Origin of the sequence: Pseudomonas sp. GM41(2012), assembly GCF_000282315.2 — a bacterium.
Taxonomy (GTDB): Bacteria; Pseudomonadota; Gammaproteobacteria; order Pseudomonadales; family Pseudomonadaceae; genus Aquipseudomonas.
Genome location: NZ_AKJN02000003.1, coordinates 13,426 through 31,574, shown reverse-complemented (window position 1 = coordinate 31,574; position 18,149 = coordinate 13,426). Strand labels below are relative to the sequence as shown.

Annotated in this window: 16 protein-coding genes and 1 tRNA gene; 12 read left to right on the top strand and 5 right to left on the bottom strand. The window is 59.2% G+C overall.

Annotated elements, in window-relative coordinates:
- Window positions 1-13: 13 nt before the first annotated feature.
- Window positions 14-90 (bottom strand) — tRNA-Arg (locus tag PMI27_RS0229015).
- 350 nt (window positions 91-440) lie between these two features.
- On the opposite strand from PMI27_RS0229015, the gene gabD reads away from it, so the two are divergent.
- The 3 genes from gabD (at window position 441) to PMI27_RS27105 (ending at window position 4,721) form a co-directional block, all read left to right on the top strand.
- The gene (gabD, locus tag PMI27_RS27095; RefSeq protein ID WP_008148203.1) at window positions 441-1,883 is read left to right on the top strand and encodes an NADP-dependent succinate-semialdehyde dehydrogenase; all 1,443 of its coding nucleotides are present in this window, start codon (window positions 441-443) and stop codon (window positions 1,881-1,883) included.
- Between the two features lie 197 nt (window positions 1,884-2,080).
- A complete protein-coding gene (gene gabT / locus PMI27_RS27100; RefSeq protein WP_008148205.1) occupies window positions 2,081-3,358 on the top strand; it encodes a 4-aminobutyrate--2-oxoglutarate transaminase in 1,278 nt (425 codons plus the stop codon).
- 148 nt (window positions 3,359-3,506) lie between these two features.
- The gene (locus tag PMI27_RS27105) at window positions 3,507-4,721 is read left to right on the top strand and encodes a response regulator (RefSeq protein ID WP_008148207.1); all 1,215 of its coding nucleotides are present in this window, start codon (window positions 3,507-3,509) and stop codon (window positions 4,719-4,721) included.
- A gap of 135 nt (window positions 4,722-4,856) precedes the next feature.
- Here the strand turns inward: PMI27_RS27105 and PMI27_RS27110 are convergent, their stop codons facing one another.
- Window positions 4,857-5,846 carry a GGDEF domain-containing protein gene (locus PMI27_RS27110; protein WP_008148208.1) on the bottom strand — a complete coding sequence of 330 codons (990 nt, stop codon included), beginning with the start codon at window positions 5,844-5,846 and terminating at the stop codon, window positions 4,857-4,859.
- A gap of 253 nt (window positions 5,847-6,099) precedes the next feature.
- Window positions 6,100-7,287: a delta-9 fatty acid desaturase DesA gene (gene desA / locus PMI27_RS27115; RefSeq protein ID WP_008148210.1), complete on the bottom strand. Its 1,188-nt coding sequence runs from the start codon at window positions 7,285-7,287 to the stop codon at window positions 6,100-6,102.
- A gap of 147 nt (window positions 7,288-7,434) precedes the next feature.
- On the opposite strand from desA, the gene dibA reads away from it, so the two are divergent.
- The 6 genes from dibA (at window position 7,435) to PMI27_RS27145 (ending at window position 13,756) form a co-directional block, all read left to right on the top strand.
- On the top strand, window positions 7,435-9,360 hold the full coding sequence (gene dibA, locus PMI27_RS27120; RefSeq protein ID WP_008148212.1) for a phosphodiesterase DibA: 1,926 nt from the start codon (window positions 7,435-7,437) through the stop codon (window positions 9,358-9,360).
- Between the two features lie 139 nt (window positions 9,361-9,499).
- On the top strand, window positions 9,500-9,682 hold the full coding sequence (gene oscA / locus PMI27_RS27125) for a sulfur starvation response protein OscA (RefSeq protein ID WP_007945260.1): 183 nt from the start codon (window positions 9,500-9,502) through the stop codon (window positions 9,680-9,682).
- 142 nt (window positions 9,683-9,824) lie between these two features.
- Window positions 9,825-10,838 carry a sulfate ABC transporter substrate-binding protein gene (locus PMI27_RS27130; protein WP_008148214.1) on the top strand — a complete coding sequence of 338 codons (1,014 nt, stop codon included), beginning with the start codon at window positions 9,825-9,827 and terminating at the stop codon, window positions 10,836-10,838.
- 224 nt (window positions 10,839-11,062) lie between these two features.
- Window positions 11,063-11,881 (top strand): sulfate ABC transporter permease subunit CysT, encoded by an 819-nt coding sequence (cysT, locus tag PMI27_RS27135; RefSeq protein WP_007899634.1) that lies wholly within the window; start codon window positions 11,063-11,065, stop codon window positions 11,879-11,881.
- 12 nt (window positions 11,882-11,893) lie between these two features.
- Entirely contained in the window at window positions 11,894-12,763 is an 870-nt protein-coding gene (gene cysW, locus PMI27_RS27140) for a sulfate ABC transporter permease subunit CysW (RefSeq protein ID WP_007899636.1), read from the top strand.
- A 3-nt stretch (window positions 12,764-12,766) separates the two neighbouring features.
- Entirely contained in the window at window positions 12,767-13,756 is a 990-nt protein-coding gene (locus PMI27_RS27145) for a sulfate/molybdate ABC transporter ATP-binding protein (RefSeq protein WP_008148216.1), read from the top strand.
- A 107-nt stretch (window positions 13,757-13,863) separates the two neighbouring features.
- Here the strand turns inward: PMI27_RS27145 and PMI27_RS27150 are convergent, their stop codons facing one another.
- Window positions 13,864-14,382 carry an Mpo1 family 2-hydroxy fatty acid dioxygenase gene (locus PMI27_RS27150; protein WP_008148218.1) on the bottom strand — a complete coding sequence of 173 codons (519 nt, stop codon included), beginning with the start codon at window positions 14,380-14,382 and terminating at the stop codon, window positions 13,864-13,866.
- Between the two features lie 84 nt (window positions 14,383-14,466).
- Here PMI27_RS27150 and PMI27_RS27155 point away from each other — a divergent pair, with 84 nt between their 5' ends.
- Entirely contained in the window at window positions 14,467-15,153 is a 687-nt protein-coding gene (locus PMI27_RS27155) for a Crp/Fnr family transcriptional regulator (RefSeq protein WP_008148220.1), read from the top strand.
- 70 nt (window positions 15,154-15,223) lie between these two features.
- Window positions 15,224-15,589, top strand: a complete 366-nt coding sequence (locus tag PMI27_RS27160; RefSeq protein ID WP_008148221.1) for a response regulator — start codon at window positions 15,224-15,226, stop codon at window positions 15,587-15,589.
- Window positions 15,590-15,716: 127 nt separating this feature from the next.
- Here PMI27_RS27160 and PMI27_RS27165 read toward each other — a convergent pair whose 3' ends face one another.
- Entirely contained in the window at window positions 15,717-16,721 is a 1,005-nt protein-coding gene (locus PMI27_RS27165) for an AraC family transcriptional regulator (RefSeq protein WP_008148224.1), read from the bottom strand.
- A gap of 100 nt (window positions 16,722-16,821) precedes the next feature.
- Here PMI27_RS27165 and PMI27_RS27170 point away from each other — a divergent pair, with 100 nt between their 5' ends.
- Window positions 16,822-17,895: a fatty acid desaturase gene (locus PMI27_RS27170; protein WP_008148226.1), complete on the top strand. Its 1,074-nt coding sequence runs from the start codon at window positions 16,822-16,824 to the stop codon at window positions 17,893-17,895.
- Window positions 17,896-18,149 lie beyond the last annotated feature (254 nt).

The window sequence follows — 18,149 nt, the reverse complement described above, 5'->3', positions numbered from 1 at the left end:
AAGGGAAGGAAGATGGTGCACCAGGCGGGATTCGAACCCACGACCACTGCCTTCGGAGGGCAGTACTCTATCCAGCTGAGCTACTGGTGCAATGCGGGCGCCATGATACTCATATGCACTGCGGGCGTCCATGCTGCTGAATCGCCTGCGTTTTTCCAAAGCGTAACCTGCGGTTGCTACGTTGATCAGAAAAATTAGGCAAATGCGGCGTTTTCGTTCTTTTTTTCGAACAGGCTATTGTCCTTTACCCCCTTTGATCCTAGGATTCGTTTGAGATTTCAAACGCTCTTGTCTGGGTGCTGAACCGCACGAGTTTCAATCAGTGCGCTATTTATGTGCTTCAGCCCGGTGAATGATTTCCCTGACGGCAGCCTATAAGGCGCCTTTCTACAATCATAATTCGCTCCGCGCTTGCCGCGGTGCTGTTAAGGAAAGCCGACATGCAGCTTAAAGACACCCAGTTGTTCCGCCAGCAAGCCTTCATCGATGGCGCTTGGGTTGATGCGGACAATGGTCAGACGATCAAGGTCAACAACCCGGCAACGGGCGAAATTCTGGGCACCGTGCCAAAAATGGGCGCTGCCGAAACCCGCCGTGCAATCGAAGCCGCTGACAAAGCGCTGCCGGCCTGGCGTGCACTGACCGCCAAGGACCGTGCGAACAAGCTGCGTCGCTGGTTCGAACTGATCATCGAGAACCAGGACGACCTGGCTCGCCTGATGACCCTCGAACAAGGCAAGCCATTGGCCGAAGCCAAGGGCGAGATCGTTTACGCCGCTTCCTTTATCGAGTGGTTCGCCGAAGAAGCCAAGCGCGTCTACGGTGACGTGATTCCGGGTCACCAGCCAGACAAGCGCCTGATCGTGATCAAGCAGCCAATCGGCGTGACCGCTGCAATCACCCCGTGGAACTTCCCGGCCGCGATGATCACCCGTAAGGCTGGCCCGGCCCTGGCCGCCGGTTGCACCATGGTGCTCAAGCCAGCTTCGCAAACTCCGTTTTCCGCATTCGCTCTGGCTGAACTGGCCCAGCGTGCCGGCATTCCTGCCGGTGTGTTCAGCGTTGTGTCCGGCAGTGCCGGCGACATCGGCAGCGAGCTGACCAGCAACCCGATCGTGCGCAAACTGTCCTTCACCGGCTCGACCGAAATCGGTCGTCAGCTGATGGCTGAATGCGCCAAGGACATCAAGAAAGTGTCCCTGGAATTGGGCGGCAACGCGCCGTTCATCGTGTTCGACGACGCGGACCTGGATAAGGCCGTCGAAGGCGCGATCATTTCCAAGTACCGCAACAACGGCCAGACCTGCGTCTGCGCCAACCGTCTGTACATTCAGGATTCGGTCTACGACGCGTTCGCCGAGAAGCTGAAAGTGGCCGTGGCCAAACTCAAGATCGGTAACGGTCTGGAAGAAGGCACCACCACTGGCCCGCTGATCGACGAAAAAGCTGTGGCCAAGGTTCAAGAGCACATTGCTGACGCGATCAGCAAAGGCGCAACCGTCCTGGCGGGCGGCAAGGTCATGGAAGGCAACTTCTTCGAGCCGACCATCCTGACCAACGTGCCGAAAAACGCTGCCGTGGCCAAGGAAGAAACCTTCGGTCCATTGGCTCCACTGTTCCGCTTCAAAGACGAAGCCGAAGTGATCGCGATGTCCAACGACACCGAGTTCGGTCTGGCTTCGTACTTCTATGCTCGCGACCTGGGTCGTGTGTTCCGTGTGGCTGAAGCCCTGGAATACGGCATGGTCGGCGTCAACACCGGGTTGATCTCCAACGAAGTCGCGCCGTTCGGCGGCATCAAGGCGTCGGGCCTGGGCCGTGAAGGCTCCAAATACGGCATCGAAGATTACCTGGAAATCAAATACCTCTGCCTGGGCATCTAAGCTCGAAGGGATAAACCCGGCAAGGCATTGCTTCAAACGCAAAGGGCACGAGAGCGCTGTCCCTTTGCGTGCTTCAAACGGAATTTTCTCTGTGGTCGGGAAAGCTGTGGCAGTCGATCATCGCATGCTGCCGTAGTTGCCTCCCCGCCGCATTTTCCTTGAACCACGCCGCCCGATGAGCGGTGAATGAGGACTTTATGAGCAAGACTAACGCATCCCTGATGAAACGCCGCGAAGCCGCTGTACCACGCGGTGTTGGCCAGATTCACCCGATCTTCGCCGAGTCCGCGAAGAACGCCACCGTGACCGACGTTGAAGGTCGCGAGTTCATCGACTTCGCCGGCGGTATCGCCGTGCTGAACACCGGCCACGTGCACCCGAAAATCATCGCCGCCGTGACCGAACAGCTGAACAAGCTGACCCACACGTGCTTCCAGGTACTGGCTTACGAACCGTACGTAGAAGTGTGCGAAAAAATCAACGCCAAGGTGCCGGGTGATTTCGACAAGAAAACCCTGCTGGTGACCACCGGCTCCGAAGCCGTGGAAAACTCCATCAAGATCGCACGTGCCGCCACTGGCCGTGCCGGCGTGATCGCGTTCACCGGCGCTTACCACGGCCGCACCATGATGACCCTGGGCCTGACCGGTAAGGTCGTGCCTTACTCGGCCGGCATGGGCCTGATGCCAGGCGGCATCTTCCGCGCGCTGTACCCGAACGAACTGCACGGTGTGAGCATCGACGATTCGATCGCCAGCATCGAACGCATTTTCAAGAACGACGCCGAGCCGCGTGACATCGCTGCAATCATCATCGAGCCGGTTCAGGGCGAAGGCGGTTTCTACGTCGCACCTAAAGAGTTCATGAAGCGTCTGCGCGCGCTGTGCGACCAGCACGGCATCCTGCTGATCGCTGACGAAGTACAAACCGGCGCTGGTCGTACCGGCACTTTCTTCGCCATGGAACAGATGGGCGTTGCTGCCGACCTGACCACCTTCGCCAAATCCATCGCTGGCGGCTTCCCGTTGGCCGGTGTTTGCGGCAAGGCTGAATACATGGACGCCATTGCTCCAGGCGGCCTGGGCGGCACTTACGCCGGTAGCCCGATTGCTTGCGCCGCGGCCCTGGCCGTGATGGAAGTGTTCGAAGAAGAGCACCTGCTGGACCGCTGCAAAGCTGTCGGCGAGCGTCTGGTCACTGGCCTGAAAGCCATTCAGGCCAAGTACCCGGTGATCGGCGAAGTCCGTGCCCTGGGCGCGATGATCGCGGTCGAGCTGTTCGTTGATGGCGACAGCCACAAGCCGAACGCTCCAGCGGTAGCCGCTGTTGTGGCCAAGGCTCGTGACAAGGGTCTGATCCTGCTGTCCTGCGGCACTTACGGCAACGTTCTGCGCGTCCTGGTACCGCTGACTTCGCCGGACGAGCAACTGGACAAAGGTCTGGCAATCATCGAAGAGTGCTTCTCCGAGCTGTGATTTCCAAGCTCTGATGAATGTGTGAACTGATCGACAAAAAACCCGCTTCGGCGGGTTTTTTTGTGTCCTCGGAACCCGTCGATGGCAAATGCGCTGTATCGAATGGCCAGCATTGACTAAGGTGCAAGCACTACTTTGGAGTGTGTAAATGACTGCTGTGGTGTTACCCGCTGCGCCGCGTGTGCTGATTGCCGAGGCCGACCCCTGGTCCCGCGACCTGCTCAAGCAGGTTTTGTTGAATGTGCGCTGCGACGCGCGGCTGGATCTGTGTGCCGATGGTCAGGAAGCGTTGCATCTATTGGCGGAAAATCCTTACGACCTGGTGATCGTCGACTGGGAGCTGCCCGGCGTCGATGGTTTGAATGTCTTGCGCAATGTCCGTCAGCGCAAACGCAACCCGCCGCTGCCCTTCATTCTGATGAGCAGCCGTAACGACAGCGCCAGCGTTCGCGAAGCTCTGCCGCTGGCGCCTGCGGCGTACCTGACCAAACCCCTTAACATGGAAAGCTTGACCCAGCGCCTGCAGGATTTGCTGTTGAACGTCGGTGAAGAGGTGTCTTGCGAAACGCCTTCATTGTCGCCAGGCATGACGTTGGCGGTTTACCTGGAGCGTCGACGTGAGCTGACCGACGGTGCACCACTGATGACGGACGTACAGTTGGCGGTCAAGCGCAGTCTCAATCCCAATGGCCTCGACCTGACACTGCTGCATGACGAGATCCGTACCGATCCGCAAGTTACCGCTGTGCTGATCGCCGCTGCTAACAGCGCGGCCCAGCACCATGGCGCCGCCGTACAAACCCTGTCACAGGCGCTGCACCGCCTCGGCACCGGGCAAAGCATGAACCTGATTCTGGGGCTGGCCCTCAAGCGCAGTGCCCGACTCAGCGATCCGTTTCTGGCCGACTATGCCGAGCGCTATTGGGAGCTGTCGCTGCGCACCGCCGAGTATGGCCGGACCCTGGCGCGTTTGCTGGATCTGGATCAGGAGCGCTGTTATTGCGCCGGCATGCTGCATCGCCTCGGCGACCTTGCGCTGTTGCGGTGCTTGCAGGAGTGGAAGCAGGCCGGGGGCGAGCTGGATGAGTGGGAGGAGGTTGGCGAGGCGCTGGCCGAGTTCGGCGCGGCTTATGGTTCGGCGCTTCGCACTCGCTGGCGCCTGCCGCTGGAGCTGCGAGAGCTGATTGCGGCGGTCTACCAGTTCGGTGGCGGGGTTTACTCCCGCGAAGCGCTGGTGATGAACATGGCTGCGCAACTGGCGCGACTGACCGAGCATGAGGGCATTGAGGACCTGGCGAAGAGCCGGACGGCGCGGTTGCTCAAGATCGGATTGCCGGAATTGATCCGTTTGCGCAAGAAATAAAATCACCGCAATTCAATGTGGGAGCGGGCTTGCTCGCGAAGAGGCCCGCACAGTCAACATCAATGTTGGCTGTTAGTCCGCCTTCGCGAGCAAGCCCGCTCCCACATTGGATTTGTGTTGTGCCTGAGTTTGGGCTCAGCCGGAGATGATGCGGTTCTTGCCCTGGTGTTTGGCTTTGTACATCGCTGCATCGGCGCGGGCAAACAGGCTGTCGATGCTTTCGTCCTCGGCGGTGAGGCTGGTGAGGCCCTGGCTGACGGTGATGCCGAACGTCTGGTCGCCATGGCTGAAACTCAATCGCTGAATCTCCCGTTGCAGGCGCTCGGCCACTTGCATGGCCATGTCTGGCGCACAGCCGGGAAACACCGCTGCGAATTCCTCACCGCCAACTCGCCCGAACACATCACCTCGACGCAACGTCGCCCGTCCGCTCTCGGCGATTCGTTGCAGCACGTTGTCGCCTTCCTGGTGGCCGTAGGTATCGTTGATTACTTTGAAGTCATCGATGTCCAGCAGCAGGAATGCTAGCGGCGTGCCCTGGTGCCGTGCCTGTTCGAATTCACGGTGGGCGCATTCGAAGAAGTGTCGGCGGTTGCTGCTCTGGGTCAGCACGTCGGTGGTGGCCAGGCGTTGCAGCTCGGTTTCAATCTGCTTCTTGTCAGTAATGTCTTCGGCAATGCCGACGATGATCACCGGTTGCCCGGGCTCGGCCTGACGGTTGATGAAGCACTTGTCTCTGAGCCAGCGGACCTGGCCGTCGGCGGCAATGATTCGGTATTCACGGTCTTCATCGGCGCCTTTGACCAGTACTTCGGCCAGGCTGCGTTCGGCATAGTCCAGATCGTCGGGGTAAATGCTGTCGCGCCATTGGTTGTAGTCGGACAGCAACAAGCCTGCGGAGCGGCCGAAAATCCGTTCATACGCAGGGCTGACATAGAGCACTCGACGGGATTCCCAGTCGAAGGCCCAAAGCACCGCGTTGACGCTCACCAGCAGAGTGCTGAACAGTTGTTCACGTTCGCTCAGGCGCGCCACTTCGCCTTGTGCATGCATCAGCGCCAGCAGGGTTTGCGCGGCTTCGGGCCACTGCGGGAGGGATGAGTCTTGTAGGTTTTTACTGACCATCGACACAAAATCTCAAAGGGCGTGTGCCGCTCGAGGTTCGAAAGCGGCCAATACCAGAGCCCGCCTGGATGGCGAAGTGTCTTTGAGATAGGGGATTTTGAGCTTAGTTCCCGCCTTATGTGGTGAGGGAGCGTGCTCCCGCCGGGCGGTACTGGAGACGCGTTTTTCAATGAAAGAACGCGTCGTCAGGTTTTGCGACTGCTGCGCAGCCGAGCGGGGCGATGCGGCGTTCCGACGAGCCCCCTCGCCACAGTCAGACTGCGGCGGCGGGGCGCAGGGAGTAGGTTTTCAATTGATCGGCGAAGTCGCGCAGGGATTGAATCCCGCTGGCTTCGGCTTCGTGTACCCAATCCTTGATGGCGGCCAGCATGTCGTGACCATTTGAGCTGGTCTTGACCCAGATCTGCTGCAAGGCCAGGCGTTTCTCGTAAATTACCTTCAGCGCCTGACTGTGCTCGAGCATGGTCTGGATGCGAATGTGGTGTTTGTCATCCAGCAGGCTGGTTTCCCGCGAGAGCAGGCGCTTGGCGCGGTGGAACTGGTGACGGACCGAGTGATCGACCTTTTCCAGCTCTTGTTTGACCAGCGGTGCGATCACCAATTTGCGGTACTGGGCCATGATCTGAAAGCGGTTGTTGAGGATCGCCATGGCGGTGTCCATGTCCAGGTTGCCTTTGCCTTCGACCCGATGGGCGATGGGCGCGACCCGCTGAACCTTGGCCAGACGCAGGAAGCTGAAGACCTGGATCCAGGCCCAGCCGAGATCGAATTCCCACTTCTTCACCGACAGTTTTGCCGAATTAGGGTAGGTGTGATGGTTGTTATGCAGTTCTTCGCCTCCGATCAGGATGCCCCACGGCACCAGATTGGTCGCCGCATCGCGGCATTCGAAGTTGCGGTAGCCGATGGCATGGCCCAGGCCATTGACCACGCCGGCGGCCCAGACCGGGATCCACATCATCTGGATCGCCCAGATGGTGATGCCGATGGTACCGAACAGCAGCAGGTCGATGACGCCCATGATCGCCACGCCCAGCAGCGGAAAACGGCTGTACAGGTTGCGTTCGATCCAGTCTTCGGGGCAGTTCTTGCCGTAGATGCGCAGGGTCTCGGGGTTTTCCGCCTCGGCACGGTACAGCTCGGCGCCTTTGCGCAGAACGGTGGACAGGCCCTTAATGACCGGGCTGTGCGGGTCATCGACGGTTTCGCATTTGGCGTGGTGCTTGCGGTGGATAGCGGTCCACTCGCGGGTGTTCTGTGCCGTGGTCAGCCACAGCCAGAAGCGGAAGAAATGTTTCAGGCCAGCATTGAGCTCAAGCGAGCGATGGGCTGAATAACGATGCAGATAGACCGTGACGCCGATGATCGTCACGTGGGTCATCAGCAGGGTGACTGCCACCAGTGACCAGGGCGACAAGCCGAGAAAACCTTCGTACCACATAGGCTATTGGGCCCTCGATAAAGAAAAAAACAGCCGTTGCATTATCACTGAGCCCACAGATAAAACCAGTCGCCCTTTCAGATAAGAGTGGCTGGATGTTTCTTTAAACTATAATTCCATCCACTTTGAAGGGACATGGACGACCGAATGGCTGCTACCTATCGCGATGCTCTGCGTGCAGCACTGCTTTATCTTCTGGTTTCCGTTGGTTGGCTGCAGTTCAGTGGCCATTTATTGAACAGTTTCTTCGATAGCTCTGCCGAGCTAATGCGATGGCAACTGATCAACGGTTATGCCTGGGTGGTGTTCAGCGCCGGTTTGATTTTTTTCGCCCGGGCGCGATTGTTCCGTTGCCTGGGGATCGGCGCCAAGTTGCGTGAGCGCACTGAAGACCGTGAGCGCTTGCGTCAGGCGGCGGCGGTATTCGATTGCACCCGTGAAGGGGTGCTGGTCACTGATAACCAGGGCCTGATCGTTCATGTGAACCGGGCCTTCATGCAAATCACCGGCTATCAGAGCGAGGAAGTGCTCGGCCAGCGCCCCAGTCTGTTCAAGTCCGGTCATCACCCGCCGGCTTTCTACCAGGCGATGTTCGCGACACTCAACAGCACCGGCGAGTGGAGCGGGGAAATCTGGAATCGCCGCAAAAGCGGCGAGATCTATCCGCAATGGCAGACCATCCGCATCATTGACGACGAGGAGGGGCGGCGCAGCCATTACGTGGCAGTGTTTTCCGACATAAGCGCAATCAAGAACTCCGAACATGAGCTGACGCACCTGGCTCACTACGATCCGCTGACCGACCTCCCCAACCGCTTGCTGTTCACCGACCGCACCGAGCAGGCCCTGGCATCGGCGCAGACCCACAAGCGCGGCTGCGCGTTACTGATGATCGATCTTGATCACTTCAAGATGATCAACGACAGCCTCGGGCATAGCATTGGGGACCAGCTGCTCAAGGGCGTGGCCGAGCGTTTGAGCGCGATGGTCGGGCCGGGAATCACCCTGGCGCGCCTTGGCGGTGACGAGTTCGCCGTACTGGCTGAAAGCTGTCCGCAAATGGTGCACGCGGCGGCGCTGGCTCAGCGGATCATCGATGGCCTCAAGGAGCCGTTCCAGATCGACGGGCATCAGTTATTCGTCAATATCAGCGTCGGCATCAGCCTGTTCCCCGGCGACGCCTTGAGCGCCGAGCAGCTGTTGCGCAACTCCGACTCGGCGCTGTTCAAGGCCAAGAGTGCCGGCCGCAACGGCTACGCCCTCTATACCGAAGAATTGACCGCCCATGCCCAGCAACGGGTCGAGACGGCATTCGAATTGCGCCGTGCGCTGGAGCAGCAGGAGTTGCGGGTTTATTACCAGCCGGTTCACGACCTCAAGACCAGCCGCCTGATCGGCGTCGAGGCATTGGTGCGCTGGGAGCATCCGCAGCGAGGGTTGGTGTCGCCGGCAGAATTCATTCCCATTGCCGAGCGCACCGGTCTGATCGCCGAAATTGATGCCTGGGTGATGCGTCAGGCGTGTGAGCAGATGTGCCGGTGGCAGCAGGCCGGGGTGCTGTTGTCGTTTGTCGCGGTGAATGTTTCTTCTCGGCTGTTCGCCCGCCGTGAGCTGTTTGGGCAGGTGGCGAAGGTGCTGCACGAAACCGGGCTGGACCCTGCCTGTCTGGAGCTGGAAGTCACTGAGAGCGCTGTGATGGATGACCCGGAAGTCGCGCTGGAGCAGATGCACAGGTTGCGTGAATTAGGCGTTCGGTTGGCCATCGATGACTTCGGTACAGGCTATTCGTCGTTGCTGCGCCTCAAGCGAATGCCGGTACAGAAACTCAAGATCGATCAGGGCTTCGTTGCGGGGTTGCCGTGGGATGAGGATGACGCGGCGATTGTGCGGGTGATCGTTGCGCTGGCCCAGAGCATGGGGATGCAGGTTCATGCCGAGGGGATCGAGCAGGTCGAGCAGGCGGGTTTCCTGCTCGAACACGGCTGCGATCTGGGGCAGGGGTACTGGTTTGGGCGGCCGGTGCCGGCCGGGCAGCTGGATTGGGAGCGGATTCCACAGATTCTCCAGCACTGATCAGTCCTTGATCAGTCTTTTGGTTATATTAAAATTCTTAAATAGTCTTTTTAAGAATATCCGCGCTTATCTACTATTGGTCTCACGCCGCAAGCAGTCTCGCCACTGCCAGGCAACCTCTAGTTGAAGGAGCAGCACCATGAGCGCATCCCTACGTAGCGTTGACGGCCAGGACGAAGCAACCATTTTGCGTGAGATCCAGAGCGCCTTGCGCGATCTGCGTTTTGGCGCAGTGGAAATCACCGTGCACAACGCCCAGGTGGTCCAGATCGAGCGCAAAGAGAAATTCCGGTTGCAGAACCCGAGCAACAAACCGAGCTGAAACCAAGATCAAAAGATCGCAGCCTGCGGCAGCTCCTACGGGGAGCTTTGTGTAGGAGCTGCCGAAGGCTGCGATCTTTGACAGGCAACCCCGATTCCAGACCATAAAAGCCATTACAAACAGAATTCCAGGAGCTTTCACCATGTCGTCGATTCGTCATTTCGCTTTGGCCGCCCTGGCCAGTGCCCTTTTTGCTGGTTCCGCGGTTGCCAAGGATTACGAACTGCTTAACGTGTCGTACGACCCGACTCGCGAGCTGTATCAGGACTACAACGCCGAATTCGTCAAGTTCTGGCAGAAAGACCACGCCGGCGACAGCGTGAAAATCCAGCAATCCCACGGTGGTTCGGGCAAGCAGGGGCGGGCAGTGATCGACGGCCTGCGTGCCGACGTGGTGACCCTGGCCCTGGCCGGTGACATCGACGAAATCGCCAAACTCGGCAAGACCCTGCCGGCGGATTGGCAGAAGCGTCTGCCGGAAGCGAGCACGCCTTACACCTCGACCATCGTGTTCCTGGTGCGTAAGGGCAACCCTAAAGGCATCAAGGACTGGGGCGACCTGACCAAGAACGGTGTGGAAGTCATCACTCCGAACCCGAAAACCTCCGGCGGCGCACGCTGGAACTTCCTCGCGGCGTGGGCCTATGGTCTGAAAGCCAATGGCGGCAACGAAGCGAAAGCCAAGGAATACGTGCAAACCCTGTTCAAGCACGTGCCTGTGCTGGACACCGGTGCTCGCGGTTCGACCATCACCTTCGTCAACAACGGTCAGGGCGACGTGTTGCTGGCCTGGGAAAACGAAGCCTTCCTGGCCCTGAAAGAAGACGGTGGCGCTGACAAGTTCGACATTGTCGTGCCTTCGCTGTCGATCCTCGCCGAACCTCCGGTCGCCGTGGTCGACAAGAATGCCGAGAAAAAGGGCAACACCGAGATCGCCGAAGCGTACCTCAAGCACCTGTACAGCCCGGTCGGCCAGGAAATCGCGGCAAAGAACTTCTATCGTCCACGTGACAAGGATGTGGCCGCCAAGTACGCCAAACAGTTCCCGACACTGGACCTGGTGACCATCGACAAGGACTTCGGCGGCTGGAAAACCGCTCAACCGAAATTCTTCAACGACGGTGGCGTGTTCGACCAGATTTATCAGGCGCAATAACCTGAAATAGATATGCCAACGGTCAGTTAGGGGGGACAACTTGTGGGAGCGAGCCTGCTCGCGATGACGGCGGTACATTCAACATCAATGTTGGCTGACCAGGCGCTATCGCGAGCAGGCTCGCTCCCACAGGGGTTGCAGTATTCAGCCCTTGACTGCCAGGCATAAGCCAACGGCCCCGATCTTGTTGTCGGGGCTTAGCGCGTTATCAACCAAGGACTTTTATGTCGCGTCGTATCTCCCCCGTCATACCCGGCTTCGGGCTGACGCTGGGCTACACCTTGGTGTACCTCAGCCTGATTGTGCTCATTCCACTGGCGGCGATGTTCGTGCATGCCGCTCAACTCACCTGGGACCAGTTCTGGGCGATTATCTCGGCACCACGGGTGCTGGCGGCGTTGAAGCTCAGCTTCGGCACCGCGCTCTATGCCGCGATCATCAACGGCATCATCGGCACGCTGCTGGCCTGGGTGCTGGTGCGCTATACCTTCCCTGGACGCAAAGTCATCGATGCAATGATCGACTTACCCTTCGCATTGCCCACCGCCGTGGCCGGTATCGCGCTGACTGCGCTGTACGCGCCCAATGGTTGGGTGGGTCAGTTTGCAGCGGACCTGGGTTTCAAGATCGCGTATACCCCCCTCGGCATCACCCTTGCCCTCACTTTTGTGACACTTCCATTCGTAGTACGTACCGTACAGCCAGTATTGGCCGATATCCCTCGTGAAGTGGAAGAAGCGGCTGCGTGCCTCGGTGCAAAACCGCTACAGGTGTTTCGCCATATTCTGGTGCCCGCGCTGTTGCCAGCGTGGCTGACCGGTTTCGCGTTGGCCTTTGCCCGCGGGGTCGGCGAGTACGGTTCGGTGATTTTCATTGCCGGCAACATGCCGATGAAAACCGAGATCCTGCCGCTGCTGATCATGGTCAAACTCGACCAGTACGATTACACCGGCGCCACGTCCATTGGTGTACTGATGCTGGTGGTTTCCTTCGTCCTGTTGCTGCTGATCAACTTGCTGCAGCGGCGCATCGAAACCCCATAAGGAGGCGCAGAAATGTCCCAATCGTCTATTGCTGCTGCTTCCTCGAACGCCGCCCGCCGTGGCAGTGCTTCATCGCGGCGAATCCTGATCGGCCTTGGCTGGCTGGTGTTCGCCCTGTTCCTGTTGCTGCCGCTGGTGATCGTGGTGTCTCAGGGCCTGAAGCTTGGAATCGGTGCGTTCTTCACCGCGATCTTCGAACCCGACGCTTTGTCGGCCCTGAAACTCACGGTGATTGCCGTGCTGATTTCGGTGCCGCTGAACCTGGTGTTCGGTGTCAGCGCTGCATGGTGCGTGAGCAAGTACTCGTTCCGTGGCAAAAGTATGCTGGTCACGCTGATCGACCTGCCGTTCTCGGTGTCGCCGGTGATCGCCGGTCTGGTCTATGTGTTGATGTTCGGCGCCCAGGGCCTGTTCGGGCCGTGGTTGCAGGACCATGACATCCAGATCGTCTTTGCCTTGCCGGGCATCGTGCTGGCGACGATCTTCGTCACCGTGCCGTTCGTGGCGCGCGAGCTGATCCCGCTAATGCAGGAACAAGGCACGCAGGAAGAAGAGGCCGCGCGCCTGCTCGGGGCCAATGGCTGGCAGATGTTCTGGCACGTCACCGTTCCCAACATCAAATGGGGCCTGATCTACGGCGTGGTGCTGTGTACGGCGCGGGCCATGGGTGAGTTCGGTGCGGTGTCGGTGGTTTCCGGGCACATTCGCGGGGTGACCAACACCCTGCCGCTGCACGTCGAGATCCTCTACAACGAATACAACCACGTGGCCGCGTTCGCCGTGGCGAGCCTGTTGCTGATCCTGGCGCTCTTCATCCTGCTGCTCAAGCAGTGGAGCGAAAACCGTATTAACCGCCTGCGCGCCAGCGCCGCGGAGGAATAAGTCATGTCGATCGAAGTGCGTAACGTCAGCAAGAACTTTCACGCGTTCAAGGCGCTGGACAACATCAGCCTGGACATTCAAAGCGGCGAACTCGTGGCGCTGCTTGGCCCCTCGGGTTGCGGCAAGACCACGCTGCTGCGGATCATCGCCGGTCTGGAAACCCCGGATCAGGGCAACATCGTGTTCCACGGCGAAGACGTCTCCGGCCATGATGTGCGTGATCGCAACGTCGGTTTCGTGTTCCAGCACTACGCGCTGTTCCGCCACATGACCGTGTTCGACAACGTCGCGTTCGGCCTGCGCATGAAGCCGAAAAACCAGCGCCCGAGCGAAAGCCAGATCGCGGTAAAAGTCCACGAGCTGCTGAACATGGTGCAACTGGATTGGCTGTCGGATCGCTACCCGGAACAACTCTCCGGCGGTCAGCGTCAGCGTATTGCCTTGGCTCGTGCCTTGGCGGTGGAACCGAAAGTCCTGCTGCTCGACGAACCCTTCGGCGCCCTCGACGCCAAGGTCCGTAAAGAACTGCGTCGCTGGCTCGCACGCCTGCACGAGGACATCAACCTGACCTCGGTATTCGTGACTCACGACCAGGAAGAAGCGATGGAAGTCGCCGACCGCATCGTGGTGATGAACAAGGGTGTGATCGAGCAGATCGGCTCACCGGGCGACGTCTACGAAAACCCGGCCAGCGATTTCGTTTATCACTTCCTGGGTGACTCGAACCGGCTGCATCTGGGTGAAGACAACCATGTGCTGTTCCGTCCTCACGAAGTGTCGCTGTCGCGTCATGAGCTGGAGGATCACCACGCGGCCGAGGTGCGGGATATTCGTCCGCTGGGCGCGACGACACGGGTGACGCTGAAGGTCGAAGGCCAGAGCGAATTGATCGAAGCGGAAGTGGTGAAAGATCACGACAGCCTGATCGGGTTGGCGAAGGGCGAGACGCTGTTCTTCAAGCCGAAGGTCTGGCAGAAACTCGCCAACATCTAAAAGCAAAAGCTTCGCGAGCAAGCCCGCTCCCACAGTGAATCTGCGTTGAACACACATCTGTGGCCAACTCTAAACCCTGTGGGAGCGGGCTTGCTCGCGAAAGCGATCTACGCCGCAGCACCTTTCTGACGCAAACGCACACCACCCACCCGCGCCTCAATCTGCTCTTTGAGGTCATGCCGCAACCCCAGCAAAAACGCCAGCTCAACCACCACAAACAACGGCCCGACAATCAACCCCGTCACATCATCGACGAACGCCGGTTTGCGTCCTTCATAGTGATGACCGACAAACTGAATCGCCCAACCCACCACAAACATTCCGATGCCGCTCGCCAGCCAGACCAGCGTGCTTTGCTGTGCAAGAATCTGACCTGCCCAAATGCACAGGCCGAGCAACACGGTCATCAACACCCCGAGGCGCAACTCCAGTCGCAGATAAAACCACGCCGACGCCAGCGCAATCAGCACCGCCGGTGAAACCCAGCCTCCGACCCATTGGGGCCGCGAGAGCAACACCGCAACCGCCACCACAATGAGCGGAATACCGATAAAGTGGCTGGCAATATTGCGCGGGTCACGGTGGTAGGCGGCGTATTGACTGAGATGGTCGACGAGGCTTTTCATTGTTGTTCCTCCTGTTGGGTGATGGATCATGCCCCGGGTCCACATTTCGCTCTGTCAGGCAGGCGACAATCTCCAGGAGTTTTCATGGACATGCAGGTTTGGCGTTCGCGGCTGGATAAAGGGCAGTGGTTCAGCCATTTACCTGTTCCTTTACAGGATAGTCTTCTGGCCGCCGCCAGGGTGCGGCGGTTGTCGCCAGGCCAGCGGCTGTTCAAGCGCGGCGATCCACCGTGCGGACTGTACGCGGTGCTCGAAGGTTCGGTGCGGATCGGCGCAGTGAGCGAGCAGGGCAAGGAGGCGCTGTTGAGTCTGGTGGAGTCGCCCCACTGGTTCGGCGAAATCTGTCTGTTTGATGGTCAGCCGCGCACTCATGATGCGTTTGGTCTGGGTCATTGCGTCCTGTTGCACATCCCGCAAACCGTGTTGCTGAGGTTGCTTGATGAGCAACCGGCGTACTGGCGGCAACTGGCGTTGCTGATGAGCCAGAAACTGCGCCTGACCTTCATCAATCTCGAACAGCTGAGCCTCATGCCAACCGCCGCTCGACTGGCTCATCGCTTGCTGATGATCGCCGAGGGTTACGGCGAAATCGACCCGCCGCGACGGGTGTTGCAACTGCCCCAGGAACAATTGGCGTCGATGCTGTCGCTGTCGCGCCAGACCACCAACCAGATTCTCAAGGACTTGCAAGGGCAGGGGATTGTGAATCTCAAGTACGGCGAGATCGAGATTCTGGATGTGGAACGATTACGGAAGTTGGCGATTATCTAAAACCCGGCGTTAGTGGTGGGCTTTAGACGCGAAGGCGCCTAGCCTGTGATGACGACAATCGAGGTGTGCCATGCGTGTGCTGTTAGTGGAAGACGAACCCGAGACCGCCAAACTCCTGGCTAAAGGGTTGAACGAGGCAAGTTACTCAGTCGATGTGGCGGTCAACGGTATGGACGGCCGTCGTTTCATCGAGTCTGGCGAATACGAGCTGATCATCCTCGACGTGATGCTGCCCGGGCTCAATGGCTGGCAGTTGCTGCAGCAGATCCGCAAGCTCGGTGACACGCCGGTGCTGTTCCTGACCACCAAGGACGGCATCGAGGATCGCCTGCGCGATCTGGAGTTGCATGAGGATGATTACCTGCTCAAGCCGTTTGCCGTGAGTGAACTGGTGAAGCGGGTGCGCAAGTTGTTGCGGCGGGATCGGGGGCGCTGAGGCGTTTCTATAGCGTCTGGTCTGGCCTCATCGCGAGCAGGCTCACTCCCACATTGGAATGCGGTCAACTGTGGGAGCGAGCCTGCTCGCGATGAGGCCAGACGAAGCAACACTCCTCCGGGATCCTTTACCGCAACCCATCCCGAAACTGCCCCGGTGTCATCCCGGTCCAGCGCTTGAATGCGCGGCTGAAGCTGCTCGTGTCCGCAAATCCCAGCAGGTAGCTGATCTCGCTCAACGAGCATTGCGGATCGCGCAAATGCAGCAGCGCCAGGTTCTCGCGACTCTCGTTGAGCAGCGTATCGAACCGACAACCTTCGTCCGCCAGATGCCGTTGCAGGCTGCGCAAACTCAGGTGCAGGGCCTGGGCGATGTGTTCGGCGCTGGGCTCCCCTTCCGGCAATTGCTCCTCAATGGCGTCACGAACCTTGCGTTCCCAGGTCAGGGGTTTGAGTTGTGCGAGGGTGCGTTTGAGCACGGTTTCGTTGTGCTCGGCCAGTTCCGGGTTGGCGTCGTCCAGGTGGCTGTCGAAGTCCACGATGGCGAACTCCAGTCGGTCTTCATCGGCGGCGAAGTACACCGGTGAGCGGAAGACTTTGTGCCATTGATGCGGGTCCGCCGGCTCCGGGCGGCGCAGGTACACCGCCAGCGGGGCGTAATCGCGGCCCAGACGATTGCGGCAGGTGCGTACGTAAATCGCCGTGAAGGCGTCGATGGCTTCGAAGGCCGGGGCCGGATTGCCTGGCGGGATTTTCAGGCGGAAGCGGTAGCGGTCCTCGGCGCGAGTCAGTTCCAGGTCCAGAGCATCGCTGACCACCTGGTGATAACGCACGATGCGCTCGAACACTTCTCGCAGACTGCCGCTGGCCACCAGCGCATAACCGAGTGCGTGAAACGTGGTGGGGCTGACGAAGCGCGATACCCGCAAACCAATCGCCGGGTCGCCGCTGACTTGCACCGCGATTTCCCACAGGCGCGTGGTGCCGGACAACGGGTAACGGGCGTTCGGGTCGTCCATCAGTTGCGGGTCGAGCCCCGCCTGTTGGCACAGGGCGGTGCTGTCGAGGCCCAGCGCATCGAGTTGCTTGCGCAGGGCGCGGGTCCAGCTGGCGAGGGAGGTCGGTTCAGTCATGCTGATTGGCGCTTCCGGTCAACAGGTTGGCGTTCACGGCTACCGCGTTGCGAGGGCTCACAAGGCAGGATGCGAACATCAATAACCAGAGGATGGAAGCATGCACGGTACTTCTGCAAGTCCCCAGCGACTGAATGCAGCTCAGCGATCAGCGCATATTCGCCAAGTGGTGCTGGCCAAGGGGGTCGAACTGCGTCAGCGCTACCCGATTCTCAACCATCAGGACGCCTTGGGCGCGGGTATTCTGGCCTTCGCGCTGGTCGGCATGATTGGGTCGGCGGCGCTCTACATGACCGGGCACATGGCGTGGTGGGCATGCCTGTTGCTCAACGCATTTTTTGCTTCGCTGACCCACGAGCTGGAACACGACCTGATTCATAGCATGTACTTCCGCAAACAGCGTGTGCCGCATAACCTGATGATGGGACTGGTGTGGCTGGCGCGGCCGAGCACGATCAATCCGTGGATTCGTCGGCATCTGCACCTCAATCACCACAAAGTCTCCGGCACGGAATCCGACATGGAAGAGCGCGCCATCACCAACGGCGAACCCTGGGGTTTTGCGCGGCTGTTGATGGTCGGCGACAACGTGATGTCAGCGTTCATTCGTATGCTGCGGGCCAAGACCCGGGCTCACAAGATCAGCATCATCAAGCGCGCGCTGAAGGTCTACGCGCCGCTGGCGGTGGTGCATTGGGGCGCTTGGTACATGTTCCTGGGCTTCCATGCGGCCAATGGCATCGCTCATCTGCTGGGTACGCCGATCGAATGGTCGACGACGACTTTGTCGGTGATGCAGGTCATCGATATCGCTGTCGTGGTGATCATCGGCCCGAACGTGTTGCGTACCTTTTGCCTGCATTTCGTCAGCTCGAACATGCACTACTACGGTGATGTGGAGCCGGGCAATGTGATCCAGCAGACCCAGGTGCTGAACCCGTGGTGGATGTGGCCGTTGCAGGCGTTCTGCTTCAACTTCGGCAGCACTCACGGGATTCATCACTTTGTGGTGAAGGAACCGTTTTACATCCGTCAGATGACCGTGTCGGTGGCGCATAAAGTGATGCGCGAGATGGGCGTGCGGTTCAATGATTTCGGGACGTTTGGGCGGGCGAATCGATTTGTGCGCAAAGAAGCAACAGAGGCACAGGAGGTGCGTGCCGCTCAGGCTTGATCGATGTGTCCGGAAACTCAAGATAACGAATCTCGTCATCAATCTGACCCAATAGGGCGATAGGTTAATGACGCGAGCAGCAGTGCGAAGCGATCACTGTGGTGTGATTGATATATGCGCTTTTCATCTAACAAAGTAATTAAATATTCCTTTATTAGATAACCATTTCAGCCAATCATCGCATCCAGTGATGTTGATCGCGCTAACAGATTTTGAGTTTCCGGGGCCGTCTCCTTGGCAGGGTGCGGTCCCTT